The organism is Candidatus Leptofilum sp. (assembly GCF_965223285.1).
Lineage (GTDB): Bacteria > Chloroflexota > Anaerolineae > Promineifilales > Promineifilaceae > Leptofilum.
In genome coordinates this window covers 1,956,272-1,972,502 of record NZ_OZ244997.1, presented here as the reverse complement: position 1 = coordinate 1,972,502, position 16,231 = coordinate 1,956,272, and the positions used below count along the sequence as shown (strand labels likewise).

Annotated in this window: 12 protein-coding genes and 1 pseudogene; 8 read left to right on the top strand and 5 right to left on the bottom strand. The window is 51.0% G+C overall.

The annotated features are described in order from the left end of the window. The first annotated feature begins 59 nt into the window (after positions 1-59). Positions 60-1,361 carry an IS701 family transposase gene (locus tag ACOQPU_RS09140; protein ID WP_420642177.1) on the top strand — a complete coding sequence of 434 codons (1,302 nt, stop codon included), beginning with the start codon at positions 60-62 and terminating at the stop codon, positions 1,359-1,361. Positions 1,362-1,403: 42 nt separating this feature from the next. Here ACOQPU_RS09140 and ACOQPU_RS09135 read toward each other — a convergent pair whose 3' ends face one another. From ACOQPU_RS09135 to ACOQPU_RS09115, 5 genes are all read right to left on the bottom strand, one after another. After that, entirely contained in the window at positions 1,404-2,459 is a 1,056-nt protein-coding gene (locus tag ACOQPU_RS09135) for a twin-arginine translocation signal domain-containing protein (RefSeq protein ID WP_420644815.1), read from the bottom strand. Positions 2,460-2,716: 257 nt separating this feature from the next. Further along, on the bottom strand, positions 2,717-3,658 hold the full coding sequence (era, locus tag ACOQPU_RS09130) for a GTPase Era (protein WP_420644814.1): 942 nt from the start codon (positions 3,656-3,658) through the stop codon (positions 2,717-2,719). Positions 3,659-3,672: 14 nt separating this feature from the next. Further along, the gene (locus ACOQPU_RS09125; protein ID WP_420644813.1) at positions 3,673-4,470 is read right to left on the bottom strand and encodes a macro domain-containing protein; all 798 of its coding nucleotides are present in this window, start codon (positions 4,468-4,470) and stop codon (positions 3,673-3,675) included. Positions 4,471-4,488: 18 nt separating this feature from the next. Next, positions 4,489-5,340 (bottom strand): nitrilase-related carbon-nitrogen hydrolase, encoded by an 852-nt coding sequence (locus ACOQPU_RS09120; RefSeq protein WP_420644812.1) that lies wholly within the window; start codon positions 5,338-5,340, stop codon positions 4,489-4,491. A gap of 75 nt (positions 5,341-5,415) precedes the next feature. Next, positions 5,416-6,159, bottom strand: coding sequence for a prolipoprotein diacylglyceryl transferase family protein (locus ACOQPU_RS09115; protein WP_420644811.1), 744 nt, complete (start codon positions 6,157-6,159; stop codon positions 5,416-5,418). Positions 6,160-6,376: 217 nt separating this feature from the next. Between ACOQPU_RS09115 and ACOQPU_RS09110 the strand changes: the two genes are divergently transcribed. From ACOQPU_RS09110 to ACOQPU_RS09080, 7 genes and pseudogenes are all read left to right on the top strand, one after another. After that, on the top strand, positions 6,377-9,721 hold the full coding sequence (locus ACOQPU_RS09110) for a GAF domain-containing protein (RefSeq protein ID WP_420644810.1): 3,345 nt from the start codon (positions 6,377-6,379) through the stop codon (positions 9,719-9,721). Between the two features lie 7 nt (positions 9,722-9,728). Then, positions 9,729-10,085, top strand: a pseudogene (locus tag ACOQPU_RS09105) (DUF2071 domain-containing protein); the annotation flags it as partial. 148 nt (positions 10,086-10,233) lie between these two features. After that, on the top strand, positions 10,234-10,716 hold the full coding sequence (locus ACOQPU_RS09100) for a methylglyoxal synthase (RefSeq protein ID WP_420644809.1): 483 nt from the start codon (positions 10,234-10,236) through the stop codon (positions 10,714-10,716). A gap of 246 nt (positions 10,717-10,962) precedes the next feature. Continuing rightward, positions 10,963-11,163, top strand: a complete 201-nt coding sequence (locus ACOQPU_RS09095; protein WP_420644808.1) for a hypothetical protein — start codon at positions 10,963-10,965, stop codon at positions 11,161-11,163. A 332-nt stretch (positions 11,164-11,495) separates the two neighbouring features. After that, entirely contained in the window at positions 11,496-12,572 is a 1,077-nt protein-coding gene (locus ACOQPU_RS09090; RefSeq protein ID WP_420645820.1) for a branched-chain amino acid aminotransferase, read from the top strand. A gap of 285 nt (positions 12,573-12,857) precedes the next feature. Beyond that, positions 12,858-14,000, top strand: a complete 1,143-nt coding sequence (locus tag ACOQPU_RS09085; protein WP_420644807.1) for a thiolase domain-containing protein — start codon at positions 12,858-12,860, stop codon at positions 13,998-14,000. 302 nt (positions 14,001-14,302) lie between these two features. Then, a complete protein-coding gene (locus ACOQPU_RS09080) occupies positions 14,303-16,210 on the top strand; it encodes a GAF domain-containing protein (RefSeq protein WP_420644806.1) in 1,908 nt (635 codons plus the stop codon). Positions 16,211-16,231 lie beyond the last annotated feature (21 nt).

Sequence of the window (16,231 nt, the reverse complement as noted above, 5' to 3'; positions counted from 1 at the left end):
CAGCTATCGATAAATTGGGTGAGCGGCTTGACCAGTATCATGAACGTTATCGTTATTGGATGAAAACCAAGACACGCGATACCAGTGAATATGGCTATCATTACCTGAGTGGCTTGTTACGAATGGAGAGCAACCGGCATATCAGCGGGATTGCCCGTGTAGCGGGAATCCCCGAACAAAATCTGCAACAATTCATCGCCGATTCACCTTGGGCCGGGAACGATTTGATCGCCGTCCTGCAACAAGATATCAGCAGTTTGCCCCACTACCAGCAAGGCAGTGTCCTCATTGCTGATGAAAGTGCAGAGGAGAAGGCCGGTGATGGCAGCACCGGCAGCAGTCGGCAGCACAATGGTCGCCTGGGAAAAGTTGACATGAGTCAGGTGGGTGTGTTTTTGGCCTTGGCCAAAGATGGCTACCGCACCTGGATTGATGGCGAACTGTACTTGCCAGAAAAATGGTTCACCCCGGCCTATGCGCGGCGACGCAACAAGCTAGCCATCCCCGCTGACCGGGAATTTCAGACCAAGATCGAACTGGTACTGGTCATGGTCAAGCGGGTCCTGGCCAATGGCGTCGCCTTTGACGCCTTTGACTGCGACAGCTTGTATGGCCGCAGCCACTGGTTGCGGGCTGAATTAGACCAGCTGTCCATCCAATACTTTGCCGATATTCCCTGCAACTTGTCGCTTTATCTGGAGAAACCTCAGGTCATCCGGGAACCAAAGCGCAAGCATGTCCAAATTACTGTGTTAGGCAGTCAGACCACACCTGAACAACTGGCATCGGCGTTCTCATTCACCGCCATCACCCTTCGTCCACATGAACGGGGCCATCTCACTGCCCAATTTGCCCGGCAACGGGTGTGGACCGTCAGTGAAGAGGGAAGTTGCCGCCAGGAATGGCTGCTGATCCGCCGCGCCAACGGTAAAGTTACTTATTCACTGAGCAATGCCCCGGCTGATATTCCTCTGGAGACAATGGCCCGGCACAAGTCGCATCGCTACTTCATCGAACGGGCCCATCAGGACGCCAAATCGGAGTTGGGGTGGGATGAATTTCAGGCCCAGAAGTACCCTGCCTGGGTTCACCATCTCGCCTTGACCATCATGGCCAGTGCCTTCATCACCGAAACCTTGCTCGAGTGGACGGAGGCATATCCTCGTGACCCGGCTTTGTTGGCTGCCTACGAAACGGATACTTTGCCCAATTTATCGATTGTTAACGTTCGTACCTTGCTACGAGCCGCGTTGCCGTTGCCGCAGTTGTCGTCACGCCAGGCGGCTGAATTGGTTGTCAAACACTTGGATAATCGTACTCGCTCACGAAAGTCACGGCTTAGAAAGGCTCGTGGCCCGTGAATCTAACATTGTCAAACTAATTACTGACCTGCTGATTACCGATTACTGAATACCGTGCCGTTCTCGGTAGGCGTTGATCAATCCCCGAATGGCGCGTTGGCTGGAAACGGCCGTTTCCACCGGTTCTTTCAGCATGGTTTTGTAGGTTGTATCCATTTGCTGAGCTTTGCTTACAGCATTGTCTGCTTTGGGCATCAGATCGTCCCGCAGGGGGTTGATGAGCGTTTGGTGCAGGGCGGTTTCGTTGTTTTGATCCCGGTTTAGCCAGACGTTGAGCGGCTGCATGACGTTTGTGTCTAGCCCGCTGAGCGTGTTAGGGGTTTCCATGATGAGAGTGGTGATAGATTGCATGATGGCTGCGGCCGTTTGCCCAATGCCAAAGGGGAGCCACTTTTTCACGCCATCAAACCAATCGTTAAGCATTTGCAGGAAGGGGCCAACGTGCTCCACTGCCTCGGATAGCAATTGCTCCACCGCAGCAAAATATCCTTCAATTTTTGCCAGATGATCAATAAGCCAGAGACGGCCGTTATCCAAAATGGATACCTGCGATTCAAAATTCTGTAACGCTTGCCGCCCCATCTGAATGCTTTCGGAGAGAGTGGGCACGTCTGCCAGGAAGGTTTCGATGTTGTTGGTGAAGTTGGAGAACCCTTCCTCAACGGCCGTTTCCACATCCACCGCCGCAAATTGTTCGTACAGAGCGATGAGTCCTGCCAGGACGCCAATGTGCTCGTTGGCCTGGCTTAGCTCCACGGTGAGTGCTTCGCTGTCAGAGACGGCCGTTTGGTTGTTGGTTTGCAGGCTTGTTAGCTGCCGCTGGGCAGCATCAAGCGCGGCTTGCAGGCGCACGTTTTCGGCTTGGGCCGCAGCCAGCCGGGTAAAAAGATCGCTGTCGGGAGAGGTGAGGGAGGGAACGGCCGTACTCACAATTGGCGCAGAGTTATTGGGAACAGAGGTGATGACAGTGGCCGCATTCTGATTCTGGTTGTAGATGGCGGCTCCTGCACCCGTGGCTGAGGCAGCAACGGCCGTTAAAGCAGCGGCCTTGATAAATTTACGACGGCTAACAACTTGGTCATCCTGGTTTGTTGTCATATCCAATCTCCTGTACTCAGGTAACAGTCACTTCGTCACATAGGTGTCTTACAAAAAGAGCCGATCAAAGTGATTGTCACCTATACACTTATTCCGTGCGCCCAGAAAAATTGGCTCAACAAACACGCCCACTATGGCCAATCTTAGGCATTTTAGCACGAATGTTCTATGGCGATCAACTGTGCTTTTCACATCTATGGAAACCCATGTGGCAGAAAAAGTCACATGAGTAGGACATTTTTCTAATTGTGCGGAGTTTACTCAGGTTTGCTGTAGCCGAGTCGCTTGAGTGCTTTTTCGTTGCGCCGCCACTTTGGTTCGACTTTAACCCAAAGCTCCAGAAACACTTTGCCTTCGACCAATGTTTCTAGCTCTTTGCGGGCAGCCGCCCCGACGCGGCGCAGCTGGCTCCCTTTGTGGCCGATGACAATTGCTTTGTGATTATCTCGCTCAACAAAGATGTTGGCGCCGATGTAGGTGACGCCATTTTCCCGCTCTTTGAACTGCTCTACCTGGACGGCAATGCCGTATGGAATCTCATCGCGCAGATGCAGCAGCAGCTGTTCACGGATGAATTCAGCGGCCATATCGCGCAGGTAAATGTCGGTGATTTGGTCAGCAGGATAGTAGCGGGGGCCAAGCGGCAGGGCTTGCACAATGAGATCGAGAAGTTCGCCACGGCCGTTTCCCGTTTGCGCCGAAAAGAATATCCAGGCGGCCTCTGGTGCCAGAGCGCGGTACGCCTCGGTATGGGGCATCACCTTTTCTGGCGGGGTAATGTCGCTTTTGTTGATGGCCAGAACGACGGCGACGGTTTCATCCACTTTTTGTACCATTTCAGCAATGGCGCGGTCACCAGGGCCGACAGGTTCGCTGCCGTCCACTAGCCATAGCACCACGTCGGCTTCATTAAGGCTTTCAACGGCCGTTTCCACCATAAATTCATCCAGCTTGTGGCGCGGCTGCATGAGGCCGGGCGTGTCCATGAAGATGATTTGGAAATCGGCCGTGGTGAGGATGCCCAACTGGCGGCTACGGGTGGTTTGCGGTTTGGGGGAGACGATGTTGATCTTCTCTTGCAGCAGGCCGTTGATGAGCGTACTTTTGCCTACGTTGGGGCGGCCAATCACCGCTACAAAGCCAGAGCGGTGGTCGTCGCTCGTGTCATAACCAGCTGGGATAGAGGTTGAGTCATTCATAGGTATTAATGCTTTTATTTTGAGTCTTTTACTTTGACCATCGCTTGATTTCCGATTGCGGCACCTTCGACGTTTTCCATATTTCCTACAGTAATTTTATCTCCCTCCACAACTTCGTTAAAGATGTAAACTGTTTGAGTAAGGTTTCCCAATGTTTCAAGTATCTGCTCTCGTGCTTCAGGCGTAACATCTAAATGTGAAATTTGATTTCGTATCTCCTCAATTTGAGAAAACATCACTTGGAATAAGAAAGCACGATCCACAAACCATTGATAATGTTCTTTGTTATTAGAAATTAGGAAAACCCTCTCAAGGCTACCAGAGTTTACTTTTAGCTGGGTTACGATGGCTTGAACAAGTAATGCCGTCATCATTGACGCAGTAGATGCACCTATTCTTGCGCCCCAGGGCAGAAATGCAATCGATTTTAAATCGAGAGACACAGCAACTTCTATACATTTTCTTGCCACTTTATCTACAATGTCTTCATAAATCAACGAGCCTTGTGAACGTTGATGCCCCCAGTCGATAACGATAGCGTTAAAAAGATACTTCGCGTGAAATGACCCTGCTGTAGATATAATGACATCCCCTAGTTTGTGCGGACGATGATTGTTCAAAGTGTTGACAATTTCATCATAATTTCTATTGGTAACAATCCAAGATGAATGGTGGTTTTCACCTTGAACTGAAGTTCCTGATGATTGTACTAAGACATCCGCTTCTAGTTGACGCACATCTCCGAGCAGGGGAACAATTGATACTTTGCCAATCATGAAACTTTGGTCATTTTCTAATGCCTTGCTATCCATCCTCTTCCAATCCTTCGGCTATTTGTCTTTTAGGATACGGCTCAGTTCGCGTCGGGTGAGGCCTACGCGCTCATCGCGGAGCAAGGGCAAGCGAATGCGGGCGCGGCGCAGCTCGTTCAGGTCTAGCTTGGCGGTGACCAACGCCTCTTCGTAATATGGCCCCTGGCTGAGCAACTGGCCTTCCGGGTCGTAAATGGTGGAACCGCCGTAAAAGGTGACGCCATCCTCAAAGCCGGTGCGGTTGGTGTGCAGGATGAAGTTGGTAAACATGCTGGCGTATGCCTGGTTGATATGTTCTACCCAGCGGGCACTGCCAATTTTTTGCTCGGTGGCCAATCCGCGCCCCGGCGAGGACGAGGTGAGAATAAGCATGTCGGCACCGTCTAGCCACAGCGTGTAGGCAGCACTGACGTGCCAAAAATCTTCACAAATGAGTAGCCCGACGCGGCCAAAGCGCGTATCAAAGGCGCGAATGTGGTCGCCCCAGGCGAAGTAGCGTCCTTCATCAAACATGCCGTAGGTGGGCAGGTACACTTTGCGGTGTAGGTGGATAACCTCGCCACCAGACAAGTAAGCGGCAGTGATGAAAAACTTTTGGCGCGTGTCTGATTCTACAAAGCCAACCACCAGGTCCATATCGCGGCTAGCATCCAGCAGTCGGGCAAAGATGGGGTTTTTGTAAGTGGGCTGGATGGCAACGCTAAAGGCAAGGTCGCGGAGGCGGTAACCCGTTAGGGAGAGTTCGGGAAAGACCAATAGCTCTACGCCGCTTTCGGCGGCTTCTTCAATTGCTTGTAAATGGCGTTCCAGATTGGCTTCTAAATCACCAAGTTTGGGCGTTATTTGGGCGAGTCCGACTTTGAGTTTCATAGAAGATAGTTTGTTAGTGGCTAGTTTTTAGGTTTTTAACTGTTCCAGTGTTCAGGTAGCAACGTACGTACTTGATTACCTGATCTCTGGAAAATGCTTGTACCGACGGCCGTATTGTAGCAGCACCACACCCCCGAGGGCGAAAAGCAGTGCCAGCCAGCTATCCAGCCGCCAGCCAAGCAGCACAGGGGCCGCATCACCACGTAAGAACGTGAGGGCAAAATGAATCAGATTGGCAGAGATGAGGGTGAGGGGAAAGAGAGGAAGGTTTGTGAGTTTACGAGTCGGCAGGTAGACAAGTAGCAAGAGGAGTAAATTTAAACTAACGCCAAGAAGTTGGGTTTGGTAGCGCACGGTAAACACGCCAAAATGGTCTGGCAGGTTGGCGGAAAATAGCCCCAGCGTGGTTTCTACACCATAGGCGCACCCTTCTATCCAGCAAGCGGCCCAGCCGGTAATGATGAGCAGCAACAGCGCAGGGGAGAAAAGGGTGGCATAGGGCAGGAACGGCCGTTTACGCCACCAGCACCATAAGCCAAGCCCCAGCAAGCCTCCTGCCAACCCGCCGTAAGCGGTGAGTCCACCTTGCCATAGCTGAACGAGTTCAGACGGCCGTTCCGCAAAATAATCCCAGTTCAGCAGCACAAATGTTAGCCGTGCCCCCAGCCAGCCACCGATGAGCGTCGCCAGTGCGGCATCTAGCCAATGAGGCAACGCCTGTTTGTGGCTGCGCTGCTGGGTGATGCCCCAACTCAGCAGCAGACCAATGGCAAATACGGCCGTGAAACTGTACACAAAAAACGGGCCAAGCCGTGTCAAGATTGGATACATAAAAAGGTAATTACAAATTTACTATAAGTTTGAGAAAATATTTTTGGGAACGAACAAGAATTGAAAGATTCTAGTGATATAATTTACAAAACTTGATAACAATCCCATCACTCACTGTGTGTTTTCAACTACGCTCACCCTTATGGCATCTCTAACCCAGCTTTATTTTTCAGCCTTTATCATTATAAGCCTTGAGCTGGTATTAATGATGTACATCCTGATGTTGCGGCCAAAGCTGTTTAGCAATCGGCTGTTTGCATTGTATATGTTTATTTTAGCATCAGGTAGCTTTGGTATTTTAGTAGCTAGTATTGCGTCTGAGCCAGCCATCATTTATGAGGCGTCGTTAGCACACGCTTTGGCAACAATGAGTGCAACGCCTTTGCTTTGGCTGCTTGTGCTCAACGTGTTTATTCCCCAGCATAGGTTGGTGCAGTTAGCAAAGTGGCCCCTATTTATTTTGGCCGCATTGCCATTGATTGTCTATTTTGCAGGCATGCTCACGCCAATACCGGTTCTTTTTAACGATGAGGCTCTAACTGTCGCTCAAGGTTATATTTCACCAAATGACTTTTTGAACGGCCGAATCGGGCACATTTTTTACCTGGTGTATATTTCAACTCTCAACAGCCTGTTGGTTGTGCCTATTGGCATCTTTGCCTTTAGCCGCCTGTTGCCAGACAGGTTGCGGCATGCGGCTCGCGTTTTGTTTCTCTTAGCCTCCTCGGTCGCTGTGCTTTACATGCCCTGGTTTAACATCTCCATTGCCCTGCGCAATATGCTAACGCCTTTGATTGCAGCCATAGGTGCCGCTTGGGTGATGCGCAGGTATCATTTTTTCTCGCCTGTGGAACTGGCAATGAAGCAGGTGATCAACTCGGTCACGATTGGTTTGCTGGTTTTTGATGAGCAGCTCAACTTGCTGGATGCCAATGCGTTTGCCGCCACTTTGCTCCCGCTGAAAATGCCCAAGGACGTGCAAGCCATATCATTGCCGCAGCTTTTAGAGCGATTACAGCCGCAGGTGGTGAATCAAGAGGCGTTGAGTGCTTTGCAAACGGCCGTTCGCCTGGCCCCAACCCAAATGCATCAGGAAGAAATTGTGTGCCAAAACAACACCTTGCCCGCAGAAGAAGCCAAGACCTGGCTGTCGCTCACCATTCGCCCCGTGTACGATGATAGCCATGGCTTTATTGGCTGCGCCTGCACGGTGGAGGATTTTACCGTGGAGCGTCGTACGCAATTTTATATTGCCGATGCCCACCGAGCGATTGAGCAATATGCCCACAACCAGGCCTTGCTGAATGAAATCACGCAAGCGGCCATTTCCGCCTCTGACTTCGATAAATCTTTATCCGTTTTGGCGAGTCGCCTGACCGAATTGCTGAATGCTGATCAATGTTATATTTCCCTGTGGGATAAAGTGAATGAACGGCCGATTGCCGCTGTTGCTTACGGAGAAGGCACAGAGGCATATTTAACGATTGAGCGGAAACCATCAGATTTCTCGCTGTCCCAAACTGTGTATGCCTCCATAAATGCGCTTCCCATCGAAGACATTCGCGAAACGTCTTTTGTAAGCCAGCATGTGGCCCGCTTTTTGCCCACCCGCGGCATGTTGGCACTGCCTATGAAAACCAACGATGAAGCTGTGGGAGCGTTGATGTTAGGGTATAGTCAGCCGCGTCAGTTCACTACGGAGGAAGTCAAATGGGGAGAGCAAATTGCCCAGCAGTTGGCTTTAGCCATCTCAAAAAACCAGCTTTTAGCGACCGAGCAAGAGCAGCGTCTTTTGCTAGAAGCATTGCAAAAAGCGGGGCAGGCGTTAATTAGCACCCTAAATTTCGATCAGGTTTTGGACCGTATTTTGGAAGAAATAGCGCGCGTTGTTCCCTACGACACGGTTAACTTTGCTCGCATTCAAGATGGGAAAGCATGCACTGTTCGTCAGCGTGATTTTGGCGTGCGTGATGCCGCAAGGGGAGCTAAATATTCGGAGGAAACGGTAGAGATTGCCAAGATGCCTACGTTGAGGAGGATGTACCAAACGAAACGGCCGTTACGCATCCCAGACACCACAAAATCCGAAGATTGGGTTTGGGGCGGTCACGTAAAATCGTGGATGGGTGTGCCCATTATTTTTAACGATGAGCCTATTGCTTTTTTAATGGTCGATAAAATTGAACCCAACTTTTACCAGGCAAAACACGAAAAAGATTTGGTTGCCTTTACCAATCAGGCAACGCTGGCTCTGAAACATGCTCAACTCTTTACAGAAATTCAGCGGCGCGTCACGGAATTGGAGTCGCTGAGCATCGTTTCTGCCGCGATGCGTTCCTCAGAAAACGTGCCGACCATTTTGCAATCTGCCTTAAAGGCGATGGTAGATATTTTGTCCGCCAGAGTGGGGGTTGTTTTCTTGCTCAACGAGGCGGGAACGGCCGTTGTCTCTCAAGCCAGCTACCCGTCAAATTATTACCCGGCAGGCATCTCATATGCGCTCGGTGAGGGCATCACTGGCTATGTTGCGCAAACGGGCGAACTGTACGCCAGTGAAGAAATAAACCAGGAAACGAGGCGCGTGTTAAAAGTAGAAGAGCCAGAGGGTGTGAACCAGCTAAAATCGACCATTGCCTTGCCGCTTGTGAGCGAAGACGGCATCTTGGGTGTTATCCATTTGGGACTGGCAACTCAATACCACTTTGCCGATGATGAAGTGCATACGCTGCAAGCGATGAGCGACATTGTGGCCAACGGATTGCAGCGTATTCAGCTCATGCAAACGCTGGAAGCACGTGTCGCTAGCCGCACTGTCGATTTGGAAATGGCTAATGAGCAGCTTCAGGAGCTAGATAAACTCAAAACGAAATTCATTGCAGATGTTTCCCATGAACTGCGCACGCCGGTTGCGAATCTCAGTATCTACATCAATCTGCTAGAAAATGGCAATCCCGAAAAAAAAGCCCAATACATCAAAATATTGCAGCAACAGGCAATTCGCTTGACAAACCTAGTTGAAGCCACCTTAGGCCTCTCCAAGTTGGAAATTGGGCAGCAACAACAAGTGTTCGGGCCGATTGAATTGAATCCCATCATCAGAGAAATTGTTTTGGGGCATCAGGCCCGTGCAGATGCCTATGGTGTTACCCTCACTTGTTTGCTGGAACCCCACTTACCGCCACTATGGGGAAATAAAACGCAATTGATGCAGTTGATTACCAACTTGCTCACCAACGGCATTAATTACAACGAGAAGCAAGGCGAGGTAGTTATTGAAACTTGTGTTGCCGATGATGCGTTTGTGCGCTTGAGTTTTTCAGATGATGGCGTTGGTATTGAAGAAGACGAACTCCCTCACCTGTTTGATCGTTTTTATCGCGGGCAGCGCACGGGGCAATCCAATATCCCTGGGACAGGCCTAGGTTTAGCAATTGTGAAAGAGATTGTGGAGCTGCATCAGGGGGACATCTCAGTTAGGAGCAAAGTCAATGAGGGCACAACTTTTACCCTGCGTCTGCCAGTGTATAAGCAGGAAGAAGGGGTGATGTAACAAAGTTATGAAACGGCCGTTTCCATTTTTAACAGCCGAATGGCGCCACTTGATTATGCTGAATTACCACATGGACCCTGAGCTGTTACGGCCGTTTGTCCCCAAAGGTACAGAGCTAGATAGCTGGCAAGGGCAGACATTCATCAGCATTGTGGGCTTCATGTTCCTAAACACGCGCGTGTTGGGTATACCCATCCCCGGCCACATCAATTTTGAAGAGCTGAATTTGCGCTTTTATGTGCGCCGCAAAGGGCCAGAAGGGTGGCGGCGTGGCGTAGTGTTCATCAAAGAGTTGGTGCCGCGCTGGGCCATCGCCACCACAGCTAAGCTGGTTTACAACGAAAATTACGTGGCCCCGCCTTTGCCCCAGCCCTGCAAGCCACACCTGCTTCTGCCTTTCTTGCCGATGGTTCGGCTGTGACCGTGCGGCGCGTGTGAAGATAATATAGAGGCTGGTTGCTAGTTGCTGGCGGCGTGAGAGCAACCAACCGCTAGCCATCAAAGGAGAACCAATGGCCACACAAGACGTGCTCATGGAGCCACGCAAAAGAATCGCGCTGGTGGCGCATGATCACAAAAAAGACGATATGCTCGCCTGGGCAAAATATAATCTCGATGTTTTGCAGCAGCATGCGCTATTTGCTTCTGGCACCACGGGCTGGTTACTGGAAACAGAGCTTGATCTGGACATAGAAAAGCTCATGAGCGGCCCGCTCGGCGGTGATCAGCAAATCGGAGCCAAAATTGCTGAGGGCGACATTGATACGCTCATCTTTTTCTGGGATCCGCTGCAAGCTCAGCCCCACGACCCAGACGTAAAAGCATTGCTGCGGCTGGCCACCGTTTGGAACATCCCGGTAGCTACCAACCGCACCACGGCCGATTTCCTCATCTCTTCACCGCTTATGCACAGCAGCTACTCCCGCCAGCTTACTGACTATGAGGAGTATAAGCAACGGCTTACCCATTTGTATGGCACAGACACTACCCCTTAAGAATTCAAACCTTGTGATTTTAATCACGGCAGAAAAATGCTTTTAGCCACTGGCTTTTTCTTCCTTATGGTATGTAAAGTGGTCTTATGGATTATTAGATTCACTTTTCACATTCTGTTCGATCTGCAAAACCGTATGGGATGTTATTGCGGATGAAGAGTGGCGCTCTGGTGGTGTTTCTGCCTCGATCAGTGCCCATATTATGAAGCAAGCAATTTATTGTCTAGCTTCTAGGGAGTTAAGATCATGAAATATCGTGTGCATCGCTTTGGTATTCGTATGACTGAGGATCAAGTTAAACTTGAGCAGTTTTTGAATAATCTTGATGGTGAGGTCGTGGCTATCATTCCAAATGTGACGCCAGTTCCAGCCACCTTTGTTAATTTCTTGCTGATTGTTGAGAAGATAGGTGTGCGAGTGTCAGAGAAGGAATTGCAGTATGGTTGAGCGCAAAAATTTTGCAGTTCAAGCATAGATACAAAATCCGGTGTGCTTTTTGCCTGGCGCTAGAAAACATCGGCCATAGGACAAATTAGAGCGGAGCATGGTTTGTGTTTGCCATGCTCCGCTTTAGATGCAATGTGGTCGCCCTCAATTTTCCTGCAAACTGTGTACAGCAATGGCTAAAGTTATTTTTTGGGGGGTGGATAATCTGCCAGATCCAAGTAAAATCCTTGCCAGAAATTATTGCTCAGTTGGTGAATTACTGTTGGTTGTTGAGACCAACTCCTCCTCGCCAACTGCTAGGCGTAAGCCATTAATTGCATTAGGAGACCATGATGGAATTTGAAGTTGTTGAGCTGGACCCCGCTACCCTGAAAGTGCCCCCTACAGATAATTTTGGCTTTGGTAACAAGTTTGCCAATCGGATGTTTAGCCAAAAGTACAGCCCGGAAAAAGGATGGCACGATGCCAAAATTGGCCCTTATGAAAATTTTAGCTTGCCGCCATCAACGGCCGTTTTCCATTACGCTCAGGAAATATTCGAAGGTACCAAAGCATACCGCCGCGCCGATGGAAACATTAATCTGTTTCGGCCGTGGGAAAACATGAAGCGGTTCAACAACTCCGCTCGCCGCATGTCTATGGCTATCGTTGATGAAGAAGAGCATCTCAGTGCTATCATCAAGCTCATTGAGCTTGAGCATGAATGGGTGCCTTCTGCCCCAGGTGCCAGCCTCTATATTCGCCCCACCATGATTGCAACGGAGCCAGCGTTGGGGGTGCACGCCAGCAGCTCTTACCTGCATTTTGTCATTGTGGGGCCAGTTGGAGCTTACTTCAAAGAGGGATTCAATCCTGTTCCAGTTTACATTTCTGACCAATATCGCCGGGCTGTGCGCGGCGGCGTGGGAGATGCCAAAACAGGCGGCAATTACGCTGCCAGTCTGTTTGTGGGCGAGAAGGCTAAGCAAGAAGGGTACTCGCAGGTGCTTTGGCTAGATGCCGTAGAGGGCCGCTATGTGGAAGAAGTGGGGGCGATGAATATTTGCTTTGTATACGAAGGGAAGAAAATCGTCACGCCACCACTCACTGGCTCCATCTTGCCCGGCATTACCCGCAAATCTGTGCTGGAACTGGGGAACGATTTGGGGTATGAGGTTGCCGAAGAGCCAGTGGAAGTAAACCAGATGCTAGCTGACCTGAAAGGGGGCAAAATCACCGAAGTGTTCGGTTGCGGCACGGCCGCCGTCATTGCTCCGGTGGGCAAATTTGGCTACCAGGATGAAGAGTACATCATCAATGATTATAAGCCGGGACCAGTAGCCACACATTTGTATGATGAACTAACCGGGATTCAGTACGGCCGTATCCCCGACCGCTTCAACTGGACCTTAACCATTGATGTGAATTGAGTAAAAGCCAAAAAGAATCTTAAATTAGAGTGAGCAAATTTGGCTTTTACTTGAGCAAACCACAGAGAAATCGCTCTTCGTTTTTCAAAATAGTTTCTGTGATTTGCTTGACACCTTTTGAGAGCCATTTTGCCCCGATTGATAGTTTCTGACGGCAAAATGAGACGATACTTCAAGCTGGATTCGTTTGCGGGTCCAGCTTTTTGATTTTGGTGGCTGGTGGTTAGCGGCTAGTTGTGTATAAATGCAACCAGCTGCTAACCACTTGCAACGACGGAGATTTTTATGCGAGAAGTAGCAATTTTAGGCGTAGGGCAAACGGCCGTTCGCGAGCAGTGGGATCGCTCCATCAGACAGTTGGCTGTGGCCGCAGGCCGCGCCGCCATGCAGGACGCCGGGTTGGACAAAGTAGACGCCATTTACGTGGGCAACATGACCAGCGGCGTGCTCAACCAGCAAATGCAGCTTGGTGCCCTCGTTGCCGATTTTTTGAACCAGCATGGCGCAGAAGCCGTAAAAATGGAAGCTGCTTGCGGCTCTGCCGGTTCCGCCATGCGCCAAGGAATATTGGCTGTGGCCAGCGGTGAACTGGATGCCGTCCTCGTTATTGGCGTAGAAAAGATGACCGAAACCCCATTCAAAGAAACCACGGCTGCCCTCACTACCGCCGCCGATGCAGATTACGAAATCATTCACGGCGTTACGTTTGTGGGGCTAAACGCGCTCATCATGCGGCGATACATGCACGAATATGGCTACGTGCGCAGCGATTTTGCACCTTTTGCCCTTAACGCCCACAGCAACGGGGCTAAAAATCCCAATGCCATGTTTCAGACCCCAATTAGCCAGCGCACCTACGACAAAGGTCGCATTGTGGCCGATCCCATTAGCCTGTTTGATGCTTCACCCATTGGGGATGGGGCCGCTGCCCTGCTGTTGGTTCCTGCTGAAAAAGCTCCTGAGGCCGTACGGGTAGCCGGCTCGGCCTCAGCCACAGATACATTGGCGGTGCATGATCGGCACGATATGCTTTGGCTAAAGGCAGCGGAGCGATCAGCCCAGCGGGCTTATGCCGAAGCGGGGGTTGTGCCAGAGGCGGTTGATCTGTTTGAATTGCATGATGCGTTTAGCGTGATGGCCGCCCTTTCTTTGGAGGCGGCGGGCTTTGCCGAACGAGGGCAAGGCGTGCGGTTAGCGCAAGAAGGGGGCATTTTCCCAGACGGCCGTATCCCCATTTGCACGATGGGTGGGTTAAAGGCGCGGGGGCATCCAGTGGGCGCAACCGGACTATACCAGCTGGCCGAAGCGACGCTGCAACTGCGTGGGCAGGCAGGTGAGGCCCAAATCCCCGATGCCAAAATTGCCATGACGCAAAACATCGGCGGCAGTGGAGCCACCATTGTGACCCATATTCTAGAACGGCCGTAGTTTCAGTATTCGGTAATCAGTGAGCAGTAATCAGTTTTGTGGTTGTATTTTCTGATTGCTGACGCACAGAACACTGATCACTGGCAGTGGTCAAGTTCTCACAAAACTTCTAACAAGTCTGGCGGGTGGTTAGGAAATCCTTCCTAATTGCCCGCTTTTTGCTTCTTTTTAACAGCGATCTTGGGCGGAATGGTTACAATTAATATGTTCAAAAGCTACGCAATTTGGCAAAAGGGTTCAAGTTGTAAAAGATACCAAAGCCCCCCTCGCTTTAGTGACCTGCGAGAAGAGAAAGGACATTTGTGATTCATCTTAACCGCAAGCATCATAGCCGCCTCTCGCCGAGGCTCCAATCTGTATTGCAGCAAATCGTGGACGATGTCGTCAATCGGCTAGGCTGTTTGGGTGCATTGGCCACCACGCTGGAAAATGATATGGGGCTGTACGTGCGGGCGTCTGCATTTACGGTGCCAGACGGCCGTTTGCAGCAGGTGTTTGCCCACAGCCACATCAATTTAGAGCCAGGGCAAGCGATGATGTATCTCAACAATGCCCGGCATCGCTACAATTTGGGCGTGAGTGCCGTGAACGGGGCAACTGCCCGCGTCGTCAACGAACCCGGTCACCAACATTTACTTTCTGAACGGCTGTATGATTTATTACGGCCGTTAACCGACCGGGCCACCGCCGACGAAATCCAGCGCGAACTCGATATTAGCCAGGTGATTGCCGTGCCACTAGTCGTCCAAAAAGAAGTTGTTGGTGCCGTGATGGCCCTCACGCAGGATAGCTTTACTAATCGGGATGCCGAGTTTTTAGAAGCGTTTGGCAATTTAGCGGCATCGGCCATCCAGAATGATTACCGGCTGACGGCGATGGAGTCGCTAGAGCGGGTGATTTTTGGCCTGCAAGCCCGCATGACAGACGAAACGCGCGTGCTGCAAACGGTGGTGGATGCAGTCGTGCAGGAACTTGGCTACGAAGGTGCCATGGTGGCAACGCTAGAAAATGGCAACGCCTTGCCGGTGCGTGCCTACGCTTTGGACGACACGCCGCAAATTCTCACACACCTGGAAAAGAAAGCAGGCATGTCGCTGCTGAGTCCCAAGTCCGTCGTTTTTCTAGACCAGTCTCGCTATCAGCACAATCTCAGCGTGCGGGCTGTTAAAGGGATCGACGGCCGTCCGCAAAAATTCCTCACCTCAGACCACCTGCATGATTTGTTACGGCCGTTTATCAACAAACCCCTTGCTGATTTTGCCCAGCGCATGTTGGGTATTCGGCAAGTCATTGCCGTTCCCTTTTTCATTGAAGACGAGGTGGTGGGAAATCTGTTTGTGGCTTCGCGCCGCGACCATTTCACGACTTGGGAAACCACGCTGCTCACCACTTTTGGCCAGCAGGCGGCGGCTGGCATTCGCAACGCTCGCCTGTATCGCGAGGCGGAGGAGCAGCGTCGCATAGCTGCCCTGTTCGGGCGGATGGCGTTTAGCAGCACAGCGGCCGTTCACGGCCTGGGCAACGATCTCAGCATCATCAGCACGTATTTGCAGATGCTGCAAAGCATTGACGATTTTTCGGATAGCCAGAAAGCAGAAATGGCGACAACCAACGCTCGAATGGTCGAGCGGATCGATAAATCGCTGCGCCTGCTCGACAATTTGCATGAACCGTGGCGGCACACCCCCGACAAAGCGGTGCAGGTCAACGATTGTCTCGTTCGGGCCGTGCGCGAACAATTTCCTGAGTGGCGGCGGGGGGATACGGCCGTTGCCAACGCTGAATATAGCCTCGATTTGCCCAACGGGCACACCCTCACCCTCACGCTCAGCTTAGCCAATGATTTGCCTACTATCCACACCGCCCCAGATATGCTCTCCGAAGCGTTCCGGGTCATTATAAAAAACGGTTATGAAGCGATTGTTGCCAAAAATAAATCTGGTGCGCTGCACGTGGCTAGCCGCCTGCAAGCCCCCAACCGCTTGCAAATCCTCATCCGCGATAGCGGCGTAGGCATTCGCCCCGAAGATTTACCCCGAATTTTTGAACTGGGCTGGAGCAGTAAAAAAGGCAAAGGGATGGGCTTTGGTCTCTTTTGGACCCGCGACTTCATTCACGGCCTCGGCGGTTCAATTTATATAGACAGCAAGCCCGGCCTCGGTACCACCTTCGATATTATGCTGGCGGTGGCTGATTTCTCTACTTCATAACCCCGCTAGAGCTTAAGCCTT